Source organism: Wolbachia endosymbiont of Cardiocondyla obscurior (assembly GCF_902713635.1).
In the GTDB taxonomy this organism is placed as follows: Bacteria; Pseudomonadota; Alphaproteobacteria; order Rickettsiales; family Anaplasmataceae; genus Wolbachia; species Wolbachia pipientis.
The window spans coordinates 1-21,366 of sequence record NZ_CACTIU010000012.1 but is presented as its reverse complement, the minus strand read 5'-3'; the positions used below and the strand labels follow the sequence as shown (position 1 = coordinate 21,366).

The 21,366-nt window shown below is 34.1% G+C and carries 36 protein-coding genes; 34 read left to right on the top strand and 2 right to left on the bottom strand.

Translation table 11 applies throughout. From position 1 onward, the window contains the following. From WOCAOBSORBRA_RS01770 to WOCAOBSORBRA_RS01610, 33 genes are all read left to right on the top strand, one after another. A partial coding sequence (locus WOCAOBSORBRA_RS01770; protein ID WP_174515765.1) for an EF-Tu C-terminal domain-related protein occupies nt 1-76 on the top strand: 76 nt, incomplete at its 5' end. Between the two features lie 14 nt (nt 77-90). Beyond that, nucleotides 91-411: a 30S ribosomal protein S10 gene (gene rpsJ / locus WOCAOBSORBRA_RS01765; protein ID WP_012673184.1), complete on the top strand. Its 321-nt coding sequence runs from the start codon at nt 91-93 to the stop codon at nt 409-411. A 9-nt stretch (nt 412-420) separates the two neighbouring features. Beyond that, complete coding sequence (gene rplC, locus WOCAOBSORBRA_RS01760; RefSeq protein ID WP_006279218.1) at nt 421-1,143, top strand: 50S ribosomal protein L3; 723 nt, start codon at nt 421-423, stop codon at nt 1,141-1,143. A 2-nt stretch (nt 1,144-1,145) separates the two neighbouring features. After that, complete coding sequence (rplD, locus tag WOCAOBSORBRA_RS01755) at nt 1,146-1,760, top strand: 50S ribosomal protein L4 (protein ID WP_012673183.1); 615 nt, start codon at nt 1,146-1,148, stop codon at nt 1,758-1,760. Next, nucleotides 1,757-2,044, top strand: a complete 288-nt coding sequence (locus tag WOCAOBSORBRA_RS01750) for a 50S ribosomal protein L23 (protein ID WP_015589144.1) — start codon at nt 1,757-1,759, stop codon at nt 2,042-2,044. Before rplD ends, WOCAOBSORBRA_RS01750 begins: the two co-directional genes overlap by 4 nt. 1 nt (nt 2,045) lies before the next feature. Further along, on the top strand, nt 2,046-2,870 hold the full coding sequence (gene rplB / locus WOCAOBSORBRA_RS01745; protein WP_155968324.1) for a 50S ribosomal protein L2: 825 nt from the start codon (nt 2,046-2,048) through the stop codon (nt 2,868-2,870). A 3-nt stretch (nt 2,871-2,873) separates the two neighbouring features. Further along, entirely contained in the window at nt 2,874-3,158 is a 285-nt protein-coding gene (gene rpsS / locus WOCAOBSORBRA_RS01740) for a 30S ribosomal protein S19 (protein ID WP_006279181.1), read from the top strand. A 5-nt stretch (nt 3,159-3,163) separates the two neighbouring features. Beyond that, nucleotides 3,164-3,511, top strand: coding sequence for a 50S ribosomal protein L22 (gene rplV / locus WOCAOBSORBRA_RS01735; protein ID WP_007549821.1), 348 nt, complete (start codon nt 3,164-3,166; stop codon nt 3,509-3,511). A 39-nt stretch (nt 3,512-3,550) separates the two neighbouring features. Continuing rightward, nucleotides 3,551-4,165: a 30S ribosomal protein S3 gene (rpsC, locus tag WOCAOBSORBRA_RS01730; RefSeq protein WP_010962753.1), complete on the top strand. Its 615-nt coding sequence runs from the start codon at nt 3,551-3,553 to the stop codon at nt 4,163-4,165. 14 nt (nt 4,166-4,179) lie between these two features. Then, complete coding sequence (rplP, locus tag WOCAOBSORBRA_RS01725; RefSeq protein ID WP_010962752.1) at nt 4,180-4,593, top strand: 50S ribosomal protein L16; 414 nt, start codon at nt 4,180-4,182, stop codon at nt 4,591-4,593. An 11-nt stretch (nt 4,594-4,604) separates the two neighbouring features. After that, on the top strand, nt 4,605-4,808 hold the full coding sequence (gene rpmC, locus WOCAOBSORBRA_RS01720; protein WP_006279350.1) for a 50S ribosomal protein L29: 204 nt from the start codon (nt 4,605-4,607) through the stop codon (nt 4,806-4,808). Then, nucleotides 4,801-5,037: a 30S ribosomal protein S17 gene (gene rpsQ / locus WOCAOBSORBRA_RS01715; protein WP_007549925.1), complete on the top strand. Its 237-nt coding sequence runs from the start codon at nt 4,801-4,803 to the stop codon at nt 5,035-5,037. Before rpmC ends, rpsQ begins: the two co-directional genes overlap by 8 nt. Before the next feature lie 13 nt (nt 5,038-5,050). After that, on the top strand, nt 5,051-5,410 hold the full coding sequence (gene rplN / locus WOCAOBSORBRA_RS01710; protein WP_006279348.1) for a 50S ribosomal protein L14: 360 nt from the start codon (nt 5,051-5,053) through the stop codon (nt 5,408-5,410). Beyond that, nucleotides 5,410-5,727: a 50S ribosomal protein L24 gene (rplX, locus tag WOCAOBSORBRA_RS01705; RefSeq protein ID WP_006279347.1), complete on the top strand. Its 318-nt coding sequence runs from the start codon at nt 5,410-5,412 to the stop codon at nt 5,725-5,727. Before rplN ends, rplX begins: the two co-directional genes overlap by 1 nt. Nucleotides 5,728-5,733: 6 nt before the next feature. Next, nucleotides 5,734-6,267 carry a 50S ribosomal protein L5 gene (rplE, locus tag WOCAOBSORBRA_RS01700; RefSeq protein ID WP_010962750.1) on the top strand — a complete coding sequence of 178 codons (534 nt, stop codon included), beginning with the start codon at nt 5,734-5,736 and terminating at the stop codon, nt 6,265-6,267. 16 nt (nt 6,268-6,283) lie between these two features. Beyond that, nucleotides 6,284-6,592, top strand: coding sequence for a 30S ribosomal protein S14 (gene rpsN / locus WOCAOBSORBRA_RS01695; protein WP_064124653.1), 309 nt, complete (start codon nt 6,284-6,286; stop codon nt 6,590-6,592). 21 nt (nt 6,593-6,613) lie between these two features. Next, complete coding sequence (gene rpsH, locus WOCAOBSORBRA_RS01690; protein WP_155968326.1) at nt 6,614-7,009, top strand: 30S ribosomal protein S8; 396 nt, start codon at nt 6,614-6,616, stop codon at nt 7,007-7,009. A 16-nt stretch (nt 7,010-7,025) separates the two neighbouring features. After that, the gene (rplF, locus tag WOCAOBSORBRA_RS01685; protein ID WP_007551152.1) at nt 7,026-7,571 is read left to right on the top strand and encodes a 50S ribosomal protein L6; all 546 of its coding nucleotides are present in this window, start codon (nt 7,026-7,028) and stop codon (nt 7,569-7,571) included. A gap of 5 nt (nt 7,572-7,576) precedes the next feature. Beyond that, the gene (gene rplR, locus WOCAOBSORBRA_RS01680; RefSeq protein ID WP_006279867.1) at nt 7,577-7,948 is read left to right on the top strand and encodes a 50S ribosomal protein L18; all 372 of its coding nucleotides are present in this window, start codon (nt 7,577-7,579) and stop codon (nt 7,946-7,948) included. A 12-nt stretch (nt 7,949-7,960) separates the two neighbouring features. After that, nucleotides 7,961-8,473 carry a 30S ribosomal protein S5 gene (rpsE, locus tag WOCAOBSORBRA_RS01675; RefSeq protein WP_010962748.1) on the top strand — a complete coding sequence of 171 codons (513 nt, stop codon included), beginning with the start codon at nt 7,961-7,963 and terminating at the stop codon, nt 8,471-8,473. 3 nt (nt 8,474-8,476) lie between these two features. After that, nucleotides 8,477-8,947, top strand: coding sequence for a 50S ribosomal protein L15 (gene rplO / locus WOCAOBSORBRA_RS01670; RefSeq protein WP_006279863.1), 471 nt, complete (start codon nt 8,477-8,479; stop codon nt 8,945-8,947). A gap of 3 nt (nt 8,948-8,950) precedes the next feature. Beyond that, nucleotides 8,951-10,279, top strand: a complete 1,329-nt coding sequence (gene secY, locus WOCAOBSORBRA_RS01665) for a preprotein translocase subunit SecY (protein ID WP_010962747.1) — start codon at nt 8,951-8,953, stop codon at nt 10,277-10,279. After that, nucleotides 10,276-10,917, top strand: coding sequence for an adenylate kinase family protein (locus tag WOCAOBSORBRA_RS01660; protein ID WP_007550178.1), 642 nt, complete (start codon nt 10,276-10,278; stop codon nt 10,915-10,917). Before secY ends, WOCAOBSORBRA_RS01660 begins: the two co-directional genes overlap by 4 nt. A gap of 59 nt (nt 10,918-10,976) precedes the next feature. Then, nucleotides 10,977-11,345 (top strand): 30S ribosomal protein S13, encoded by a 369-nt coding sequence (gene rpsM, locus WOCAOBSORBRA_RS01655; RefSeq protein WP_010962745.1) that lies wholly within the window; start codon nt 10,977-10,979, stop codon nt 11,343-11,345. A 24-nt stretch (nt 11,346-11,369) separates the two neighbouring features. Next, nucleotides 11,370-11,756, top strand: coding sequence for a 30S ribosomal protein S11 (rpsK, locus tag WOCAOBSORBRA_RS01650; RefSeq protein ID WP_015589137.1), 387 nt, complete (start codon nt 11,370-11,372; stop codon nt 11,754-11,756). A gap of 21 nt (nt 11,757-11,777) precedes the next feature. Beyond that, nucleotides 11,778-12,845: a DNA-directed RNA polymerase subunit alpha gene (locus tag WOCAOBSORBRA_RS01645; RefSeq protein ID WP_077188176.1), complete on the top strand. Its 1,068-nt coding sequence runs from the start codon at nt 11,778-11,780 to the stop codon at nt 12,843-12,845. Nucleotides 12,846-12,852: 7 nt separating this feature from the next. Further along, a complete protein-coding gene (gene rplQ / locus WOCAOBSORBRA_RS01640) occupies nt 12,853-13,281 on the top strand; it encodes a 50S ribosomal protein L17 (RefSeq protein WP_007550873.1) in 429 nt (142 codons plus the stop codon). A gap of 23 nt (nt 13,282-13,304) precedes the next feature. After that, nucleotides 13,305-13,655 carry a YraN family protein gene (locus tag WOCAOBSORBRA_RS01635; RefSeq protein WP_012673177.1) on the top strand — a complete coding sequence of 117 codons (351 nt, stop codon included), beginning with the start codon at nt 13,305-13,307 and terminating at the stop codon, nt 13,653-13,655. Between the two features lie 41 nt (nt 13,656-13,696). Then, nucleotides 13,697-14,257 carry an ATP synthase F1 subunit delta gene (gene atpH / locus WOCAOBSORBRA_RS01630; protein ID WP_174515764.1) on the top strand — a complete coding sequence of 187 codons (561 nt, stop codon included), beginning with the start codon at nt 13,697-13,699 and terminating at the stop codon, nt 14,255-14,257. Then, complete coding sequence (gene atpA / locus WOCAOBSORBRA_RS01625) at nt 14,254-15,795, top strand: F0F1 ATP synthase subunit alpha (RefSeq protein ID WP_012673176.1); 1,542 nt, start codon at nt 14,254-14,256, stop codon at nt 15,793-15,795. The genes atpH and atpA overlap by 4 nt, the downstream gene beginning before the upstream one ends. 9 nt (nt 15,796-15,804) lie before the next feature. Then, nucleotides 15,805-16,299, top strand: a complete 495-nt coding sequence (gene greA / locus WOCAOBSORBRA_RS01620) for a transcription elongation factor GreA (RefSeq protein ID WP_007549342.1) — start codon at nt 15,805-15,807, stop codon at nt 16,297-16,299. Between the two features lie 6 nt (nt 16,300-16,305). Next, entirely contained in the window at nt 16,306-16,950 is a 645-nt protein-coding gene (ribB, locus tag WOCAOBSORBRA_RS01615; RefSeq protein ID WP_007549343.1) for a 3,4-dihydroxy-2-butanone-4-phosphate synthase, read from the top strand. A gap of 71 nt (nt 16,951-17,021) precedes the next feature. After that, nucleotides 17,022-18,302, top strand: coding sequence for a M48 family metalloprotease (locus WOCAOBSORBRA_RS01610; protein WP_174515763.1), 1,281 nt, complete (start codon nt 17,022-17,024; stop codon nt 18,300-18,302). 27 nt (nt 18,303-18,329) lie between these two features. Here WOCAOBSORBRA_RS01610 and WOCAOBSORBRA_RS01605 read toward each other — a convergent pair whose 3' ends face one another. Next, entirely contained in the window at nt 18,330-18,659 is a 330-nt protein-coding gene (locus WOCAOBSORBRA_RS01605; RefSeq protein WP_155968336.1) for a TrbC/VirB2 family protein, read from the bottom strand. 94 nt (nt 18,660-18,753) lie between these two features. Continuing rightward, nucleotides 18,754-19,488 carry a 3-oxoacyl-[acyl-carrier-protein] reductase gene (fabG, locus tag WOCAOBSORBRA_RS01600; protein ID WP_015589136.1) on the bottom strand — a complete coding sequence of 245 codons (735 nt, stop codon included), beginning with the start codon at nt 19,486-19,488 and terminating at the stop codon, nt 18,754-18,756. Between the two features lie 266 nt (nt 19,489-19,754). Between fabG and WOCAOBSORBRA_RS01595 the strand changes: the two genes are divergently transcribed. Then, nucleotides 19,755-21,275 carry an HlyD family type I secretion periplasmic adaptor subunit gene (locus WOCAOBSORBRA_RS01595; protein WP_174515762.1) on the top strand — a complete coding sequence of 507 codons (1,521 nt, stop codon included), beginning with the start codon at nt 19,755-19,757 and terminating at the stop codon, nt 21,273-21,275. Nucleotides 21,276-21,366 lie beyond the last annotated feature (91 nt).

Sequence of the window (21,366 nt, the reverse complement as noted above, 5' to 3'; positions counted from 1 at the left end):
TAAGGGATTGCGTTTTGCGATAAGAGAAGGCGGTAGAACTGTTGGTTCTGGTGTTGTTTCTGAAATTTTGGAGTGAGTGTAGTAACTAAGATGAAGCAAGATATATATATTAACATTAAGGCTTTCGATTGTTCTTTATTGGAGGAGTGTGTTCGAAAATTTGTTGATGAATTAAAGCGGTCCAGTGCAAAATTATCTGGTCCGATTGCGTTGCCAAGGAAAGATTCTAAATTTATTGTTAATAGATCTCCTCACGTTGATAAAAAATCTCGTGAACAGTTTGAAATGAGAACTTCTAGGCGTTTGATTGTTTTACATGATCTTACTCCTACTATGATGCAGATGCTTACAGGTTTATCTTTTTCTGCTGGCGTAGAAGTGGATTTAAAAGTCAAGGAAGTTAAGGTTTAGGAGAAGGAAATGAAGAGAATAAATTCGCTGAGGAGAATTGGTTTACTAATGATGAATATTGGTCATACTGCTATGTATTCTGACAATAGTCGCATGGCTGTAACTTTATTGCATCTCAGCGAAACTTATATTATTGATATAAAAGGACAAGATAAATGTGGCTATAATTCAGTCATTTTAGGCACAGGAGATTTTAAAAATATAGCAAAACCTCAGTTGGAATATTTAAAGAAAAAGGGTATAAATAATAAATGTAAGTTATACGAAAGTAGATTAAATGACCTGTCGGGAATAGAATGTGGTAAAAAAGTGGGAATCAATCATTTTGTGGTTGGTCAATATCTTGATATTACGGGTTATTCTATAGGTAAAGGATTTGCTGGTGTGATGAAGCGGCATAATTTCAGTGGGCTTAGGGCATCTCATGGTGTTTCTATTGCTCACAGATCACAAGGTTCCACTGGCCAATGTCAGGATCCTGGTAGAGTATTCAAAGGAAAGAAAATGGCTGGTCATTTAGGTAACAGCAGGATAACTGCACAAAATATGAAGATATTATCCATTGATCATGAAAATAGTATAATTGCTGTGAAGGGTAATAATGTTCCTGGGTTTAAAAATTCCTATGTTTTTGTAAGAGATGCAGTTAAAAAATCTTTACATAAAGATGTTCCTTTTCCGGTAGGTTTACTGTTAGATGTAAATGATGATGCTAGTAATTTGGTAAGTTAGTTATGGAATGTAATTTAGTTAATCTATCTAATGATAATGTAGGTACTGCTCAGCTCAATCCTTTGATATTTTCTGCTAAGCAAAAATTGAGTATTTTGCATGATATAGTGAGATGGCAATTAGCGAAGAGAAGAGCTGGTACTCATAAAACAAAAGGTATTAGTGATGTCTCTGGTACAACAGCTAAACCTTATGGTCAAAAACGTACCGGTAGGGCAAGACAAGGGAGCTTGCGATCTCCTCAATTTAGAGGTGGTGGGATTATTTTCGGCCCTGTTGTGAGGAGTCATACTTATTCTCTTAATAAGAAGGTACGCAAATTTGGTTTAAAAATTGCTTTATCTCTAAAGTATTTAAATAATCAAGTAATTATTCTGGATAATTTAAATATTGATGTGAAGAAAACGTCTGAAATGTGTAAATGTATTAAAAATTTTAAATTTTCTTCCTTTTTGATAGTTGGTGATTATGGAGATGATTTGTTGCGTGCGGCTAAAAACTTGCACTATGTAGACTTAATCAAACCTATTGGGTTAAATGTTTTTGATATATTGAATCACGAATGCGTGATGTTGACAAAGGATACTTTAAAGCATCTTGAAGGTAGATTGTTATGATCAAATATAATAATATAATAAAATCTCCTATAATTACAGAAAAGGCCTCTTTTTTGAGGGAGAAGTTTAATAAATATTCTTTGTATGTTTTTGTAAATGTAAATAAGCGTCAAATAAAGTTGGCAATAGAGTCTCTATTTGATGTTAAAATTTCTTCTATAAATGTTGTTAGAATTAAGCCTAAATATAGGCGTTTTAGGGGTGTGATTGGTTGTGAAAAACAGAAAAAGAAAGTTTATTTTTCTTTGATGGATGGTCAAAAATTAGATATAATGAGCGTTTAGTATGGGTATGAAATTTTTTAATCCTGTTACTCCGTCTTCTCGTGGGACTGTGTTAGTAAGTAAAGTTGGTTTATCAAAAGATGAGCCAGAAAAGTCTCTTACATCCGGTAAAAAGTCCAGTGGTGGAAGAAATAATCATGGTAGAATTACAACTCGTCATAGGGGTGGTGGTCACAAAAAGAAGTATAGAGTGATAGATTTTAAGCGTAATAGAAGTGGTCAAGGTATAGTTGAAAAAATAGAGTATGACCCAAATAGAAGTGGGTTTTTGGCGTTAATATCATATAAGGAAGATGATATTAAGTCTTATATATTAGCTCCTCAAGGTATGAAGCCAGGTGATGTTGTTACAGCTGGGAATGATGCTGATATTTTGCCAGGGAATTGTTTACTACTCAAGCATATACCTGTTGGTTCTTTCGTTCATAATGTTGAGCTGAAGCCAGGTAATGGTGCTGCGATTGCTAGAGCTGCTGGTTGTTATGCACAAATCGTTGGTCGTGATGGCCAATATATTTTATTACGACTCAGGTCTGGTCAAATTAGGTTGATTTTATCTTCTTGCAAGGCTACTATTGGTGTAGTATCTAACCCTGACCATAAGAATAGAAAGTTGGGTAAAGCTGGGAGAAGTAGGTGGCTTGGGATTAGACCTACTGTACGTGGAGTTGCAATGAATCCGGTTGACCATCCTCATGGAGGCGGGGAAGGAAAAACCTCTGGTGGTCGTCATCCTGTTACTCCTTGGGGTGTTGCAACAAAAGGAAAGAAAACTCGAAGGAGAAATAAATCTAGTGATAAGTATATAAAACAATTGAAAGGTTAGTTTATGAGTAGATCTGCATGGAAGCCTCCTTTTTGTCATCCTTCTATATTAAAGTCGGTGAATAATGCTTTAAACAAGGGGTTTGTTAACATGGCTATAAAAGTTCATTCCAGGGCTTCTGTAATTCTTCCTAATTGTTTAGGTTTAAAGTTTGCTGTTTATAATGGTAAGGATTACATTCCTGTGAATGTTAATGATCAGAATATGATAGGTCATAAGTTTGGTGAGTTTTCACCCACTCGTAAATTTACTGGGCATAGTGGTGATAAAAAGGCGACAAGAAGGTAATTGATATGAAAAACAGAGATGTAATAGTTAAAGCTGGTTCTAGGGTTTTAAAATCAACTCCTCGTAAATTGAATTTGGTTGCTGGTTTAGTACGTAATAAAAAAGTTTCTTTTGCCACTGTGCAATTAAGATTTTGTGAAAAGAAAGCTGCAGGTCTTATAAGGAAGGTATTAAATTCTGCGATTGCTAATGCTCAAAATTATGGATTGGATATCGATAATTTATATATAAAAGAAATTTTAATAGGTAAGTCTCTTACTTTGCGTAGGGTATGTCCAAAAGCTATGGGTAGAGCTAATAGAGTTAGTAAACGTTATAGTAATATAACTGTAAAATTGGGGGAAATTATATGATTCATAAAAATAGAAAATTAATAAGGAAAGTGCAAAAATATGGGAAACGTTAATCCTAAAGGATTTAGGTTAAAAATAATTAATACTTGGTCATCTATTTGGTATGCTGAGAAGGGTTATAAACAAGGGTTGCATCAAGATTTATCTATTCGCAGTTATATAAATGAATCTTTTAAGCATGCTGGTGTTTCTAAAGTAATTATAGAGCGTACGATCGATTTGGTATCTGTAATAATACATTCTTCTAGACCTGGAGTGATAATAGGTAAGAAAGGCTCGGATATTGAGAAGATAAAGCAAAAGATAGCTGAAAAAGTAAAAAATAATGTGGAAGTGAATGTAGTAGGGGTTAAAAGGTCTGAAATAGATGCAGTTTTAATATCAAACAGCATTGCACAGCAGTTAGAAAAAAGGGTTTCATTTAGAAGAGCGATGAAAAAAGCTATTCAAAGTTGTTTGAGGATGGGTGCTAGAGGTATTAAAGTAAGTTGTTCTGGGCGCCTTGGCGGAGCTGAGATAGCTCGTACTGAGTGGTATAAAGAAGGCCGTTTGCCTTTGCATACTTTACGTGCTAATATAGATTATGCTTTTGCTGAAGCAAAAACTATATATGGCATCATAGGAGTTAAGGTCTGGGTTTATATTGGTAACTAATTAGGTATATTGAAATGTTTATTCCTAAAAAAAGTAAATATAAAAAAGTATTTAAAGGACGAATTAAGGGTAACACGAAAGGTGGTAGCACATTATCTTTTGGAGATTATGGTCTAAAGGCTATGGAAGCAGGTAGGATTCAATCTAAGCATATTGAAACTGCAAGGCGTGTAATATCTAGAACATTAAAACGCTCTGGTAAAGTGTGGATAAGAATTTTTCCTGATACCCCTGTTAGTAAAAAGCCGGCGGATGTGCGTATGGGTAAAGGGAAAGGTAGTGTTGAGTTTTGGGTATTTAAAGCTAAGCCCGGTAGAATGTTGTTTGAAATTAGCAGTGATGTTCCCATGCATTTAGCAAGATTGGCGCTTGAAAAGGCAACTGCTAAGCTTCCTATGAAGTGTAAATTTGTATCTAATCATAATTAAATGGAGTTGCAATGGATATAGCTGACATTGAATCGAGGTCCTCGCAAGAATTGCATGAAATTCTTGTGAATTTGAGAAAAGAGTTTGTTAATTTGGTTTTTCAAAAGAAGCTGGGCCAGTGCAACAATATTTCGCGTTTTAGCTTAATAAGAAAGAGCATAGCTCGTATTTTAACTACATTAAATAAAAGAAGAAGAGAGGAAAAGAATGCCTAAAAAGGTTTTTTGTGGTACTGTAACTAAGGCTAAGTGTGATAAGACTGTAAAGGTTTCGGTATTACAAGTGTATAAGGATGAGCTGTATAAAAAGGTTATAAAAAAATACAAGAAGTATACAGCACATGATGAGAATAATAGTTGTAAAGAAGGGGACAAGGTTTTAATACAAGAACACAAGCCTATTTCTACTACTAAAAAATGGGTTATTGTTAATAGCTCACATTGAATAGGATATTTATATGATTCAAAAAAATACATTGTTGGAAGTAGCTGATAATTCTGGCGCGCGTGCAGTGCTTTGTATTGGTTTATTGGGTGGTAGAAAGTCTGCATCTATAGGTGACACAGTTATTGTATCTACTAAATCTATTACTCCAAGAGGGAAAGTTGAGAAGGGAAAAGTATATAGAGCAGTTGTGGTGAGGGTGAAAAGCCCTATTAGAAAATCTGATGGTTCTGTAATTCGTTTTTCTAGCAATGCTGTAGTTTTGATTAACGATCAAGGTGAACCACTTGGCACTCGGGTGTTTGGTCCGGTAAAAAAGTTATCATCTGGTTCTTTTATGAAGATAATGTCATTAGCTGTTGAGGTTTTATAATGAGTGCTAAAATAAAAAGTGGTGACGACGTTATAGTTTTAACTGGTAAAGATAAGGGAAAAATTGGTAAGGTAATCAAAGTTATAGCACGTGATGCTAAAAAGAAAGTAATTGTTTCTGGAGTGAATGTGCATAAGAGACATACTAAACCAAAAGCTGGTAGTAGTGGTGGTATATTAAATAAAGAGTTAGCTATTGATATATCCAACGTTGCAACATTGGACCCTAAATATAAAACTCCAACTAGAGTGGGGTTTAAGGTTATAGACGGTAGAAAAGTGCGTTTTGCAAAAGTTTCTGGAGAAGTGATAGATTAGGTTGATATGTTTAAAGAATTGTATAAAGATAGCATAGTAAAGTCCTTGAAGGATAAGTTTAATTACGGCAATATAATGCAAGTGCCTAAACTTGTCAAGGTGTGTATCAATATGGGCGTTGGAGATGCTGCTACAGATAGTAAAGCAATAAATGAACCACTTGATAGCCTATATTTGATTGCTGGGCAGAAGCCTTTATCAACTTTTGCAAAAAAATCTATTTCTGGCTTCAAGATCAGAAAAGGTGCTACAGTAGGTTGCAAAGTAACTTTGCGTAGAGATAAAATGTATGAGTTTTTAGAAAGATTGATATATATTGCTTTGCCAAGGGAAAAAGATTTTAGAGGATTTAGTGTGAAGCAATTTGACGGTAATGGTAATTTTTCCTTTGGTATAAAGGAACATATCTCGTTTTTAGAAATAGACTATGATAAAATAAGTAAAATTAGAGGTATGGATATTAATATTATAACAAGTGCAGTTAGTGATAAGGAAGCAAAGGAATTATTACTGGCTCTTAAATTTCCTTTTTTTGATTAATTGAGAGGAGAAATATATGGCAAAAAAATCTATGATAGAAAGAAATCTTCGCAGAATAAAGTTGTGCGATCAATATAAAGAAAAAAGAGAAAAATTGAAATCTATAATAAATAATAAGAATTTGTCTATTGTAGAAAGGTTTACAGCTCAAAATAAATTAATTAAAAAATTGCCTAGAAATTCTTCTAAAACCAAAATTAGAAATAGGTGTGCTTTAACTGGGAGACCAAGAGGAGTATATAGAAAATTTGGTTTATGTAGAATTGTTTTGCGTGATTTATGTTCTTTTGGGCAAGTTCCAGGAGTTACAAAGTCTAGTTGGTAAATATAATATAAGGAGTATATTGTGGCGTTATCTGATAGTATTGGTGATTTTTTAACAAGGATACGTAATGCTCAATTGGCAATGCATAGGGCAACAAGGGTACTATTTTCTAAGATGAATTCTTCTATATTGGAGATTTTAAAAGAGGAAGGGTATATCCTTGATTATGAAAAGCAAGTTGTAGGTAATTTACCTTCTTTCATTGTAAAATTGAAGTATTATGAGAAGTTACCTGTAATTAGTGACATAGTTAGGGTGTCAAAGCCTGGTTGTCGTCGTTATTCTAAGTATAAGGACATTTCTAAAGCATATAATGGTCTTGGTATTTTTATTATATCGACACCCAAAGGAGTGATGACTGATTATAATGCACATAAGTTAAAGGTTGGTGGAGAAGTTTTGTGTCGTGTGTTTTAAATAATAGGAGAAATTCATGTCTCGTATAGGTGCTGCTCCTATCAATATTCCTGCTGGTGTTTCAGTTGAATATAATAATGGTAGTATGTTAATAAAGAGTGCTAAGGCTGAAAAGGAAGTTAGCTTGATCAGGGATGTTGTGTGTCAGATTATTGATAATCAGCTATTGCTTTCTGTTGATCAAGATAAAGATAATTATGATAAAATAAAGCCTATGTGGGGCACTTATAGGAGTAATATTAATAATATCATTAACGGCATGGTTGATGGTTTTTCTGTTAATCTTGAGATTAACGGTGTGGGATATAAGGCAGAGTGTGATGGTAAGTATTTGACTTTATATCTTGGTTATAGCCATAATGTTAAATATAAAGTGCCTAAAGATGTTGAGATTAAGTGCATAAAGCCAACTCACTTAGTAGTTAGTGGTATGGATAAGCAGAAGGTCTATATGGTGGCGTCTGATATATGCAAAATTAGAAAATATGATCCTTATAAAGGTAAGGGTGTTGTAATAAAAGGCAAATTTATGCTGCGTAAGGTTGTAAGTAAAAAGAAGTAATAAAAATGAAAAGATCGTATAATTTTTTAAGTAATTCTGAAAAAAGGAAGTTACGTAATAGAGCGAAGCTTGACAAGAGCGCTGAACGTTTACGTATATCCATATTTAAATCTAATAGGCATTTTTATGTCCAGTTAATTAATGATGTAAAAGGAATAACTCTCACTTCAGCTTCTACTTTGGATGCTAAAATTAAGGATGTATGTAAAGGGAAAGTCAACGCTGAAACTATAAAACAGGTTTCTTCTTTAATGGTTGAGCGTCTGTCTGGCATGAAATTAGAGCAGCAGCTTACGTTTGATCGTGGAGCGTATAAATACACAGGATTAGTTTCTCAATTTGCTGAGGCTTTAAGAAGTTCTGGATTTGAATTTTAGAAGGTTTTGAATATGGCTATAAAGAATTTACAAAATAATAATGATTTATCAGAGCTTTTAGTTTCGGTACGAAGAGTGACAACGGTTACCAAAGGTGGTAGAAGATTTTCATTTTCAATTTTGGTTGTTGTTGGCGATGAGAAGGGTAGGGTAGGGTGTGGAATAGGTAAGCACGCAGAAGTTGCTGAAGCAAGAGTCAAAGCTGTAAATGCTGCAAAGAAATCAATGATTAGAGTGTACTTGCGTGAAGGTAGAACTTTGCATCATGATATTAAAGCTAAATTTTGTTCTGGTGAGATAGTTTTAAGAACCGCAAGAGCCGGAACAGGTATTATTGCTGGTGGAGCGATTAGATCAGTTTTTGAGGTGTTAGGTATAAAGGATGTGGTAGCTAAATCCACTAGATCAAATAATCCTCATAACGTTATATGTGCGGTGTTTAAGGCTTTTGATAGTATGTTATCTCCTCGTCAGGTAGCAAGCAAAAGAGGCAAAAAGATTAGCGAGATAGTTGGAAACAGGTAAAGTATGAATAATGCTGTAAAATTAAACTCTATATTTACTAAATTATCTAAGAAAAAGAAGCCTAAGTTGCTGGGTAGAGGTATCGGTTGTGGTAAAGGTAAAACATCCGGTAGAGGGCATAAAGGGCAGAAGGCTAGAAGTGGAGTTTCTATAAATGGTTTTGAGGGTGGACAACAGTCTATATATACTCGTTTGCCTAAAAGAGGTTTTAAGCCTATACGTAGGAGCATATACTCTATAATTAATGTTGGCGATATACAGCGCTTAATGGAAGCTAAAAAAATAGTGAAAGACTCTGTTATAGATAAGGAGAGGCTGTATAAATTAGGTTTTATAAAGTCTATTAAGGATAAAATTAAACTTCTTAATAAAGGTAAGTTGAGCGAAAAATTTGTGTTTCATGTTGATTTTGCGTCAGAAGCTGCAAAAAAATCTGTAGCTTCAGTTGGTGGTAGTGTGGAAATACTATCGTAAGTCATGGGCAATAAATCAGCATTTAATAGCTTGGATCCTACGTTGTTATATAAAGGCGATTTATTAAAGCGTATATTTTTTACGCTAATAGCTTTAATTTGCTATCGCTTGGGTACTTATGTGCCTATTCCTGGAATTAATCTTGATGTAATTAATGATATATTTCCCAAAGATGGCTCAGGCGTTTTTGGAGTATTTAATTTATTTTCTGGTGGTGCATTGGCTAGAATGACAATTCTAGCATTGAACGTTATGCCATATATAATGGCTTCTATCATTATTCAGTTACTTTCTTCTGCGATTAAAGGAATGAAGGAAGTTAAGAATGATGGAGAGTCAGGCCGTAGAAAGATGAATTCTTATATACGCTATCTGACCATAGTAATTTGTGTATTTCAATCAATTCCAATTTTGGTTGGATTGGAAGGGATGAATAGGGAAGGGGTATTGGTTGTAATCGAACCTGGTGTTATGTTTCGTACAATAGGTGTTTTCAGCCTTTTAGGTGGAACTATGCTTTTAATATGGCTTGGTGAACGAATCAGCGCTAGCGGTATAGGCAATGGTATCTCATTAATCATTTTCACGGGTATAATATCAGAGTTACACAGCGCTTTGTCATCTTTGTTAACGTTAAATAAAAACGGTAGCGTATCGTTATTTATTATCCTTTTTGTTTTGGTATTGTTTTTTTTGCTGCTACTCTTAGTCATTTTTGTAGAGTCTTCTTATAGAAAGGTTATTGTTCAACATCCTAAAAAGCAATTTAAAAGATTACATAATGACGATTTTACTTATATTCCATTGAAGATTAATTTATCTGGTGTAGTACCAACCATTTTTGCTAATGCAATTTTATTGACACCTATTTCAATTGCAAATTTCTATAAGGGGCACGCTTTTTCTGATTTTATTTTGAATTACTTTATGGCAAATAAAGTAGTATATATTGTAGCCTATTTGGTGCTGATAGTATTTTTTAATTTTTTCTATACCAATTTTATATTTAATCCAGAGGAAAACGCAGATTTTCTTAAAAAAAATGGTGGTTTTATACCTGGTAGAAGGCCTGGGAAACATACTTCTGATTACCTTCAAGATATAGTTTTTAAGTTGACATTCATTGGCTCTGCGTATTTGGTAGTCATATGTACTGTACCTGAAGTTATGAGATATTATTATGATATACCATTTATTTTTGGTGGGACGAGCTTACTGATTATAGTGAACGTTATTACTGATACTATTATGCAAATACAATCTTATATTTTTTCAAATAGGTACGACAACTGGATAAAGAAATATGAGTCTAAAACGAGGAAAGTAAGATGATCATTACGATTTTTGGTCCTCCAGGTTCTGGTAAAGGTACTCAGTCAAGCTTGTTAATAGCAAAATATAATTTAAAATTAATTTCAGTAGGGGATTTATTAAGGAATATTATATCTAGCAGTAGTGAGTTAGGTAAAAAAATAAAGGGTACCGTGGAATCTGGTAATTTAATTCAAGATGAAATTATATGTGGATTATTACGTGACCAGCTTGCATTAGTGGATGATAATTGCTTATTAGATGGTTTTCCGAGAAATTTAAACCAGGCTCATTTTTTGACTCAAGTTTTGCAAGAAAAATATAATAGGGATGTTGACATTGTAGTTGAGCTGCAGCTTGACGATAATATTGCAATCGATAGGTTAAAAAATCGTCTCGCGTGTTTGGACTGTAAAAGCATATATAGTGTATCTTCTTTTAAGAGTACTACTTGTGCTAAATGTAAAAGTACGAGGTTAGAGAAAAGAATTGATGATGCTGATATGTCTGCAATTAATAAGAGAATAAGTGAATATCACCTTCAAATGAAAGGTTTACGCGAGTATTATAAAGGCAAATTATTAACAATTGACGCTAATTTGAGTGTTGATGAGGTAACGCAAGAGATTGAAAGTAAAATTTCTTGTAATTTGGTTTGACTCTGAGTTGTTTTATGGTATAAATTAAGAGTTGTTATTAATAAAGTATCGAGGTACCAGTGGCACGTATTGCAGGCATAAATATTCCAGTGAGGAAATGTGTTCCTTTTGCATTAACTTATATATATGGTATAGGTATTGCTACTGCGAATGTAATTTGTCACGCTTGCGAAGTTGATAAGCGCAAACGTGTTTCAGAATTACGAGATGAAGATATAGAAAAGATCAGCGGTTTCATTAGACAAAATTATGTTATAGAAGGTGAGCTCAGAAAAGAAGTGGCTATGAACATAAAATCTTTAGTGGAAATGGGATGCTATAGAGGGGTGAGACATAGAAAAGGTTTACCTGTGAGAGGGCAAAGGACTCATACTAATGCTAAGACTCGTAAAGGTAGATCTCGGTTGCCTATTGCTGGGAAAAAATAAAATTTATTATTATTGTGAGTTTTAATGAAAAAAGTCAAAACGGTTAGTAAGAGTAAGAAGGAGTTTATTACTGGTGTTGTCCATATTCGTGCAACTTTTAATAATACTTTTGTAAATGTAACTGATGTTCATGGTAATACGCTATGTCAAACTTCTGTGGGTGCATGTGGTTTTTCAGGTTCGAGAAAATCCACACCTTATGCTGCAGGTAAGGCTGCGGAGTCTGCTGCGAAGAACGCAATGGAGAGATTTGGTATGAAGGTTGTCTCTGTAATAATTCGCGGTCCTGGCTTTGGTACCGAAGCTGCGGTTAAAGCACTTCAGAGCTGTGGGTTGACTGTGACTTCAATTGCAGATAAAACCGCAATTCCTCATAATGGGTGCAGGTTAAGAAAAAAAAGAAGAGTATAGGATATTTGAAAAGGTTGTTTTATGTATTATAATAATGATGTTTCTCTCTGTAGCAATTTAGATAAATTGATTAAACCTAGTTCAGTTAAGGTAATATCAGATGATTCAAGTGAAAAAAGTGATATAGTGCTAGAACCGTTGGAAAGTGGTTTTGCTTTAACATTAGGTAATGCATTAAGACGTGTAATGTTATCTTCTCTTAAAGGTAGTGCTGTTTATGGAATAAAAATTGAAGGTGTAACTCATGAGTTCACTTCAATTCAAGGGGTGAGAGAAGACGTAACTGATATAGTATTAAATATGGGTATGTTGAGGTGTAAATTAAATGGTGCTTCTAATAAATGCTTAAATTTAAACGCTAAAGGGCCTTGCCAGGTATTAGCTGGGATGATAGAAACTGATGATCAATGCTCTATTGTTAATAAGGATTTATTAATATGTACGCTGGGGCAAAATGTAGAGCTTAACATGACCATATATGTGGCTAGCGGAAAAGGTTATCTTCCTGTAATTAAGTATAAAGAAAACGAACTTTTGAAGCTTATGAGTGAACAGGATTTAATTGGTTTTATTCCAGTTAATGCTTTGTATAGCCCTGTCAACAGGGTTTCGTACAGGGTAGAGAACAGTCGTGTTGGCCAAGTGACTGATAAGGATAAGCTGATATTGTCAATTGAAACTGATGGTACAATTTCTCCGAGTCAAGCTGTTGACTCTGCTGCAAGAATATTACAGGAGCAACTTCAGCCCTTTATTAGTTCTGATGTAAGTTATAAAAAATCGCAGGTTTCTTCGTCTAGTGGTGCTAAAGATTTGGGTTATGACCCTGTCTTATTGCGTAAGGTAGATGAAATGGAATTATCTGTCAGGTCTCATAACTGTCTGAAAAACGAAAACATCACTTATATAGGTGATCTTGTGCAAAAGACAGAAGGTGAAATGTTAAGAACTGCTAATTTTGGCAGAAAGTCTTTGAATGAGATTAAGGCAGTTTTGACTAATTTTGGCTTGTCTTTGGGTATGAATGTGCTAAACTGGCCACCTAAGGATATAGATGAGTTGGCTAAACAACATACTGATGAAGATTAGGTGATATATGAAACATGGAATAAAAAAACGTAAACTATCTCGTTGTACTGAACATAGATTATCGACGTTAAAGAATCTATCTATCTCATTAATTAACCATGAGCAGATTGTAACTACTTTACCAAAAGCTAAGGAACTTCGTCCATATGTCGAAAAGTTTATTACAATTGCTAAGAATAAGAATACTTTACATGGTAGAAGACTTTTGCTTTCACGCCTTCATAATAGTAAGTTAGCAGTTGATAAGTTATTAAACGTCTTAGCCAGCCGTTATCAAGATCGTAAAGGTGGGTATTCTAGAATAATAAAATTTAGCACTCGAAAGGGTGATTGCGCTTCAATGGCAGTGATAGAACTGGTTGATAGGGATATTGCAGCAAGAGGTAAGGTTTATAGTAAAAATAAAGAAGGAGGCAAAGTAGTTACACAAAGTTAATTGTTATCATAATTGTTCTTCTTGTGGTAAGTAGGTTACGCTACTTTGTAGGTTACTTTGGCGAGTTATTAGTTTTAGTATATTTAAAACTGAAATGGTATAATGTTATAAAACGCCGTTACCGTTGTAAGTTCGGTGAAATTGACTTAATTGTATCTAAAAAAAAGGAGCTGATTTTTATAGAAGTTAAAACAAGTTTACTTGGAAAAGAAATACCGATATCTCATCTTCAATGTCAGTCTATTATAAATTCTTCTAAGTATTTCTTAAGTAAAAACCTTAGTTTTTTAGATTATTCAGTCAGATATGATTTATATTTTCTTTCCTTAAAGAGAAGACCTGTTTATATAAAAAATGCTTGGATTGAAGAATGAAAGATTTGTAGCTGAATTAATTTAGATTTACTGGATTTAATATGAAAAAGACCCAATACAATAATTTAGTTTCATCTTACGCTAGAGTGCTATTTCATGTCTCAGGAAGCAGGTTAGGTATTATAAGGAAAGAAGTAGAATTTTTGTTGGCTTTTTTTAAGGATCAACGTGATGTTTTTGTGTACCTATCTCATCCTATGATTTCTTTTGCACACAAAAAAGAAGTGATGCTTTCTATAAATGAGCACTTGAGTGAGAATTTAGTAAAATTTATTATGGTTATATTTGCAAATAAACGCTCTAGTTTATTGATCCTTATATTAGAAAAATTCTTAAGTCTTGCAAGAGAAAATGAAAATGAATTCGGAATTACTATAAAGTCAGCAGAAACTTTAAAGGAATCTGATATAAAAATAATTACTGAATCTTTGAGCTTTCTTGGTAAAATAATAAAAGTAAGCAATGTGGTTGACCCTTCTATACTAGGTGGCTTCGTAGTTAGGTATGGTTTTAATTTGATCGATGCTTCGCTAAAAAGTTACTTGGATAGGTTAGTTGACTTAAGTAAAATGGAAATATTAAAAGTAAGGAATTTTGTATGAAGAACAGTATGAATGTTTCTGAGATAGCAAGTATAATAAGAGAAAAGGTTGAGACGTTTGATAATCCTATAAAGCGGGAAAATATAGGTGAAGTAATTTCAGTAACAGATGGTATCGCATTGGTTTATGGGCTGGAAAAAGCAAAATTCGGTGAAAAGGTATTTTTTGCAAGTGGTGTAGAAGGAATAGTTCTCGATTTAGATCATGATACGGCTGGAATAGTTGTGCTTGGTAATGACCGTGATGTGAAAGAAGGGGACGTTGTAAAATGTAGTGGTGATGTTGTGCAGGTGCCTGTAGGGCATGAATTGTTAGGGAGAGTTGTAAATGCGTTGGGCCATCCTATGGACGACGGTGGGGAAATTAGAGCCAAAAACAGAATGGATATAGAATCTAAAGCGCCAGGCATTATTGATCGTAAGTCTGTGCATGAGCCACTGCAAACAGGAATTAAAATTATAGATTTGCTAATTCCAATAGGTAGAGGGCAGCGTGAATTAATTATTGGTGATAGACAAATTGGTAAAACTACTATTGCGCTTGATACTATTATCAATCAGAAGAAGATTAACGATGAGGTAAACGAAAATCAAAAAGTTTACTGTGTTTATGTTGCTATTGGGCAAAAAATTTCAACAGTAGCAAAAGTGGTAAATAAGCTGAAAGAAAGCGGAGCATTAGAGTATACAACTGTAGTTGTGGCTAGTGCATCTGACTGCGCGCCTATGCAATTTTTAGCACCTTATGCTGGTTGCACTATTGGGGAATTTTTCCGTGACAATGGAATGCATTGTTTGATTATATATGATGATTTATCTAAGCATGCTGTGGCATATAGGCAGATGTCTTTATTGCTCAGACGTCCTCCTGGTCGTGAAGCTTACCCTGGAGATATATTCTATGTACATTCTCGCTTGCTTGAAAGAGCTGCTAAAATGTCTGATAAAAAAGGGCAGGGTTCTTTAACTGCTTTGCCAATTGTCGAAACTCAAGCTGGTGATGTATCTGCATATGTGCCAACAAATGTTATTTCAATTACCGATGGGCAGATCTTTCTTGAGTCTGAATTATTTTATAAAGGATTTCGACCTGCAGTAAATATAGGTTTGTCAGTTTCACGGGTTGGTTCTGCTGCACAACTAAAGTCTGTGAAGAAAGTTGCTGGTTCTATAAAGCTAAGCTTAGCTCAGTATAGAGAATTAGAAGATTTTGCAAAATTTGGTTCTGATCTTGATGCTAGTGTTCAATTATCCTTGAATAAGGGTAAATATCTTGTCGAGTTATTAAAGCAAAAACAACATTTACCTATGTCAATAGAAGAGCAAGTAGTGCTGATGTATATTTTTTCTAACCTATATAATCAGTTAAGTAAAATACAAATAAGTTACATTAATAAATTTGAACATGATCTTATTAATTATTTTCATACTGTACACCCTGGGGTTTTAAAAAAGTTGTCAAATGACATGAGTGATGATATAAAAGGTGATATTTTTAACATTGTGAGTAATTTCGTTACTCAATTTAATTGCGTTTAGGTGGTGATTATGGCTTCATCCATTATTAATAAATTTCCTATGACGAGGGAAGGTTTTGAGAATATGCAAGCCGAACTTGAAAAATTAAAGGAAGAAAAACCTTCTGTGATACAGGCTATTTCTGATGCTCGTGATCAAGGTGATTTGTCTGAAAACGCAGAGTATCATGCAGCACGGGAAAGGTTAGGTTTTATTGAAGGCCGTATAATGGAGATAGAAAGTAAGCTCTCACATGCGGAAGTAATAGAAGTAAAAAATTTGTCTGGTGATTCAGTAATGTTTGGTGCAACTGTGACATTAAGCATGTTAAGTGATAATAACGGTGAAGTGGAATATGTTTATAAGGTTGTAGGCGAATATGAAGCTGATGTTTCAAAGCAATTAATATCTACTAGTTCACCACTTGGGAGTGCCTTAATCGGCAAAAAAGTCGGTGAATATGTGGAAGTGACAGTGCCAAATGGAGAGAAATTGTATAAAATAGTTAAGATTGAATTTAAGTAAATTATTATGGTACAGGCCACTTATGCTTCAATGAGTCTACCAGGTATTTCTTCTGTGGAAGATGTATTAGAGGATGCTCGTTCCGGTAAATTATTCATTTTAGTTGATGATGAAAATAGAGAAAATGAAGGCGATTTGATTGTCTTAGCTGAGAAAATAAAGCCGGAACATATGGCTTTTATGGTTAGGTACGGTACAGGGGTTGTTTGCTTAGCAATGACTAAATTTCACATGAAAAGGTTGGGCCTTAATTTCATGGAAAAGAAAAATATTGGTGAAAATCATACCGCATTTACTACATCAATTGATGCACGTTATGGCATTACAACCGGTGTTTCAGCAGAGGATAGAACGAAAACTATACATGCTGCTATCAACAAGGATGGTACTCAGGATGACATCATAACTCCAGGTCATGTTTTTCCTGTAATTGCACATAAAGGTGGGGTGGCACAACGTGCTGGTCATACTGAAGCGAGTGTTGAAATGGCGAAGTTAGTAGGGTTTGATCATTCAGCAGTTATTTGTGAATTAGTGAATGATGATGGCTCTATGATGCGCTTACCTCAGTTACTTAAATTTGCTGAACAACATAAAATTAAGTTAACTACCATCGACAAACTTATCAGTTACGTTAAAAATTTAAACTAGCGTTTATAAATTTGTATAATTTAAGTGTTAAAATATAGAATTTCTATAAATTATACAAGCACAGAATTTTCATGTTTAGAGTTGCTAAGTTTTTGACCTTATTGTTCTTTTTTGCATATTGTAATAATGCTTACTCTATTAACATTATTAGAGATAGTGAAGTGGAAGCAATAGTGAAAGAGCTAGCGCAACCTTTATTTTCTGCTGCGGATATTGATCATGAGCAAATAAAAGTTTTTATAATTAATGACAATTCGATTAATGCTTTTGTAATTAACAATAACAGTATTTTCATTCATTTAGGACTTTTACAATATTCGGCTAAACCTTATGTCCTGCTTGGTATATTAGCACATGAGATTGCTCACATATCTGCTGGTCATATATTGCAAATGAGTAGTGCTATGGGTTATTTTCAATCGATAGCAATGATTAGTTATATGGTAGGATTAGTTTCTAGTATTATCATTAACCCTCAGGTTGCTGGTGCAATTTTGCTTAGTGGTGTAGCGTTTAGTTCAAGGCTATTTTTTAACTATTCTCAAGAGCAAGAAAGTGTAGCAGATAGCTATGCTTTAAGGTATCTTGATGAATCTGGCTATGATAATTCAGGTATGAAAGAGATTTTTGATTATTTTAAAAGTATTGAGCATGAGAACACCGAGGAATATTTCCGCACTCACCCACTTAGTGAGAAACGTATATTTGCTGTACAAAATTATAAGGTTAAAAACAACGTAAAACCAATTTTTGCGGATAAGTTACTAAAGTTTGAGCGTGTGGTTGCCAAGCTAGACTCTTTCTTTGCTCCTATTCATGTGTTATCTAATAAATATGAAAATAATTCTGAGTATGTAAATGCTATAGTTTGCTATAGGCAAGGAAAGATAGAAGAGGCTATTGCTAAAGTTAATTCATTGATTCAAGAGTCACGCAATGACCCATACCTATATGAATTAAAAGCAGAAATGCTATACAAGGCCGGAAATTTAAGTGAAGCAATAAAAATGTATGAGGAATCGCTTAGGTATTTATCTGAGAAAAACAGTTATTTAGTGAAACTTGCATTATCTCATACTTTATTATTACACGGTGATGCAAAAAAGGCGATTTTTTACCTGGAGCAGATTTTGAATGTAGAACCAGATAACGCTTTTGTCTGGAAGTATTTAAGCATTGCATATAAATGTGAAGCTGATACGGCAATGCATTATTTTGCCTTGACAAAAAAGGCTTGTATTGAAGGTGATTTAAAGCAATTTACAAAATATGCTGAGCTAGCTGTTAAAACTTTACCAAAAGATAGCCCTTATTTGTTGCAAGTTGAAGATATGAAGCGGTTTAATGGATAACAAAAAAGCATTTCTGCACTTTTTGGATTATTTTTGTCCACACTTTTCCAACATAGTTTTTGCTTCATCGCTTACGTTGGGCATAATTTTCGTTATGATAGTTTTAGCGCCAAAAAATACACCACAGAACATGCCAAGAGCAAAGAGGGCTGGCCACGGCATCCTGCCAAATATTGCAAGCAAAGCTGCACCAATTATTACTACCGTCATAAGTGGACCGCCTATCCCCCAAACATAACCAATAATATTGCATATTACTTTAGTTGTGTCATCCATATCAGGGTCAGCTGCATAACCTGAGAAAGAGAAAAGCAATACTACGCAAAAAACACTAAAAAATTCCATTATAGAGCTCATTTTTTTGCCTCTAAGTAATAAATTAACCTAAACCTACACCTACACATTTTTTATTTTAAAGTAAAAATTATAATTTGTCCATACATAAGTGTTGCTACATAAATAACCCACCATTAATATTGAGCACATGCCCTGTTATATATTTTGCTTCATCACTTGCTAAAAACAAGACCCCTGCTGCTATTTCTTCCCCTGTTCCCATTCTTTTCATTGGAATATTATCTAATATTTTTCCCTTTTGTCCTTCATTTAAAACTTCAGTCATTTTAGTATCTATAAACCCAGGAGCAATACAATTTACTGTTATATTACGACTTGCAACTTCTTTTGCTATGGATTTGCTCATAGCTATTATTCCAGCTTTAGACGCCGCATAATTTGCTTGCCCGGCGTTTCCTGTCAGCCCTATTATTGAGGAAATATTTATAATTCTTCCCCAATTATTCTTAATTAGTTTTCTGCATGCTTCTCTACTCAGCTTAAATGTAGAGCTCAAGTTAATATCAATTACTTTTTGCCATGCTTCATCTGTCATTCTCAATAATAAACTGTCTCGCGTAATACCCGCATTGCATACGAGCCCGTCAAAGCCTTCCATCAGCTCACTTGCTCTATTTATTAGTTGATTTACTTCCTCAGCATTTGATAAATCACAAGGGAGTACATGCATGTTTTTTTCATATTGTTTAGCAACTTCTTCGAGCACTTCTTTTTTTGTGCCAGAAATACATAAAGTTGCTCCGGCTTTGTGCATAATTTTTACAATTGCTTGCCCTATTCCGCCTGATGCGCCAGTAATCAGGAACTTTCTGCTTTCCAATTTAAGCATAATAACTTTATATTATCTTAATTCCTAACAGAATATTGACTAGTTGGCAATAGATTTCTTACATAATATAAGTAACTCAGATATTCACAAAATAAAGAAAAAGTTATAATAAAGTTAAACGTCAAAAAATTTTAAAAACATAGTTGATGCAGGAATTGTTACTAAATAGTTTATTCTGGTGCTCTACAGTCTAAATGGAATGCTTAAATTATAGATTCTTTGTTTTTGTGTGTTATCTTGAGTTAACACAAATTCACAGTAGTATTATGATAAGTAAGTTAAAAAAGCTTAGCGCTGGATTTTCTTTGACAGGCTTGATTGGCCATGGTGATAATATAAATATGCAAGGAGCAAAAAATAAAAAGAAGAAGTACCCAAAATTTTTGGATAAGACGTTTGCATTGATTGATGCAGTGATAAATTTTATTTTAAAACGCGAAAGTAATAACGTAAATGAAGTCCTGAAAGTAACATGGGGACCACTATTTTTTGGTCTGGTAGTAATACTCATCTTTTTTGGGATAGGTGGTATTTGGTCGGCTATAGCTCCAATTGACGGTGCGGTGCATGCAAGTGGAGAAGTTATTGTATCTTCAAATAGAAAAATAGTTCAACACTTGGGCGGAGGAATAATAAGCAAAATTTTAGTAAAAGAGGGTCAAGCAGTTAAAAAAGATGAGCCTCTAGTTTTGTTGAGTGATGTTAACGAGAAGGCGAATTTAAGTATCATCAAAGAGAAGCTCTTATCATTTTTAGCAACAGAAGCAAGGCTTCTTGCAATCAGAGTAGATTTGGACACGCTCGAGTTTCCTGATGAGGTTAAAAAATTATCTCACGATGAACTTGTAAATAAAGCGATAAAGAATCAAGTAAAGTTGTTCAACTCTCAGAGAAAGAGCATATTGGGAAAAACAGACATACTGCAACAACGTATAAAGCAGTTAAATGATGAATTAGCGGGGCTAAACTTTCAACTAAATGCAGCTCATAAGCAATATGACTTGATAACTGAGGAGTTGGAAACAAAAAGACAATTACTTGATAGTGGCCATATAAGCAAACCACACATTTTAGCTTTAGAAAAGCAGTTTGCTGAAATTGAAGGCAAAGTTGGACATTACCGTTCTGCAATATCTCAAGTGCAGCAAAAAATTGGAGAGAACGAATTAGAAATTATAAACGTGAGAAATGATTCTCAAGAAAGAGCAAACGCTGAACTTAAGGAAGTTAGTACGTCTATTGCAGACTTGAAAGAGAGACTGATGGTTGCTGAAGATTCATTAGCACGTACAATAATTAAATCGCCTCAAGATGGGATAGTCACAGATATAAGATACCATACTGAAGGTGGTGTTATACAATCTGGAGTTCCGATCATGAGCGTAGTGCCATCGGATGATGACCTAATAATAGATGCTAAAATTCAGACCAGAAACATAGAAGAGATACTGTCAGCACAAAAGAAAGATAGCAACATAGTCTCTATTGATGGGCTAGAAGGGCTAAAGGTTAAAGTTCGTTTAAGTGCTTACAGTGCACGTCGTTTAAGTTTAATTAATGGTATAGTAAGCAATATTTCTCCCGATGCCCTTGATGATCCAAGGCTAGGGCGTTATTATTCAGTACGTGTAGTGATACCAAAACCAGAGCTTGCTCAGTTTAAAAACGTATACCTATACCCTGGTATGCCAGCAGAAGTGTACATAGTTACTCAATCTCGTACTCTTTTATCATTCTTGTTTACGCCTATAATTGCAACAGTCGATAGGTCTTTTATAGAAAGGTAGCTCACTCGTTAAAGTATAGTATTTTCTAAAATGAATGATAAATTTCCATTATGGTATTACCAACCAAAAGTTGTAAGTCTGTATATTTATG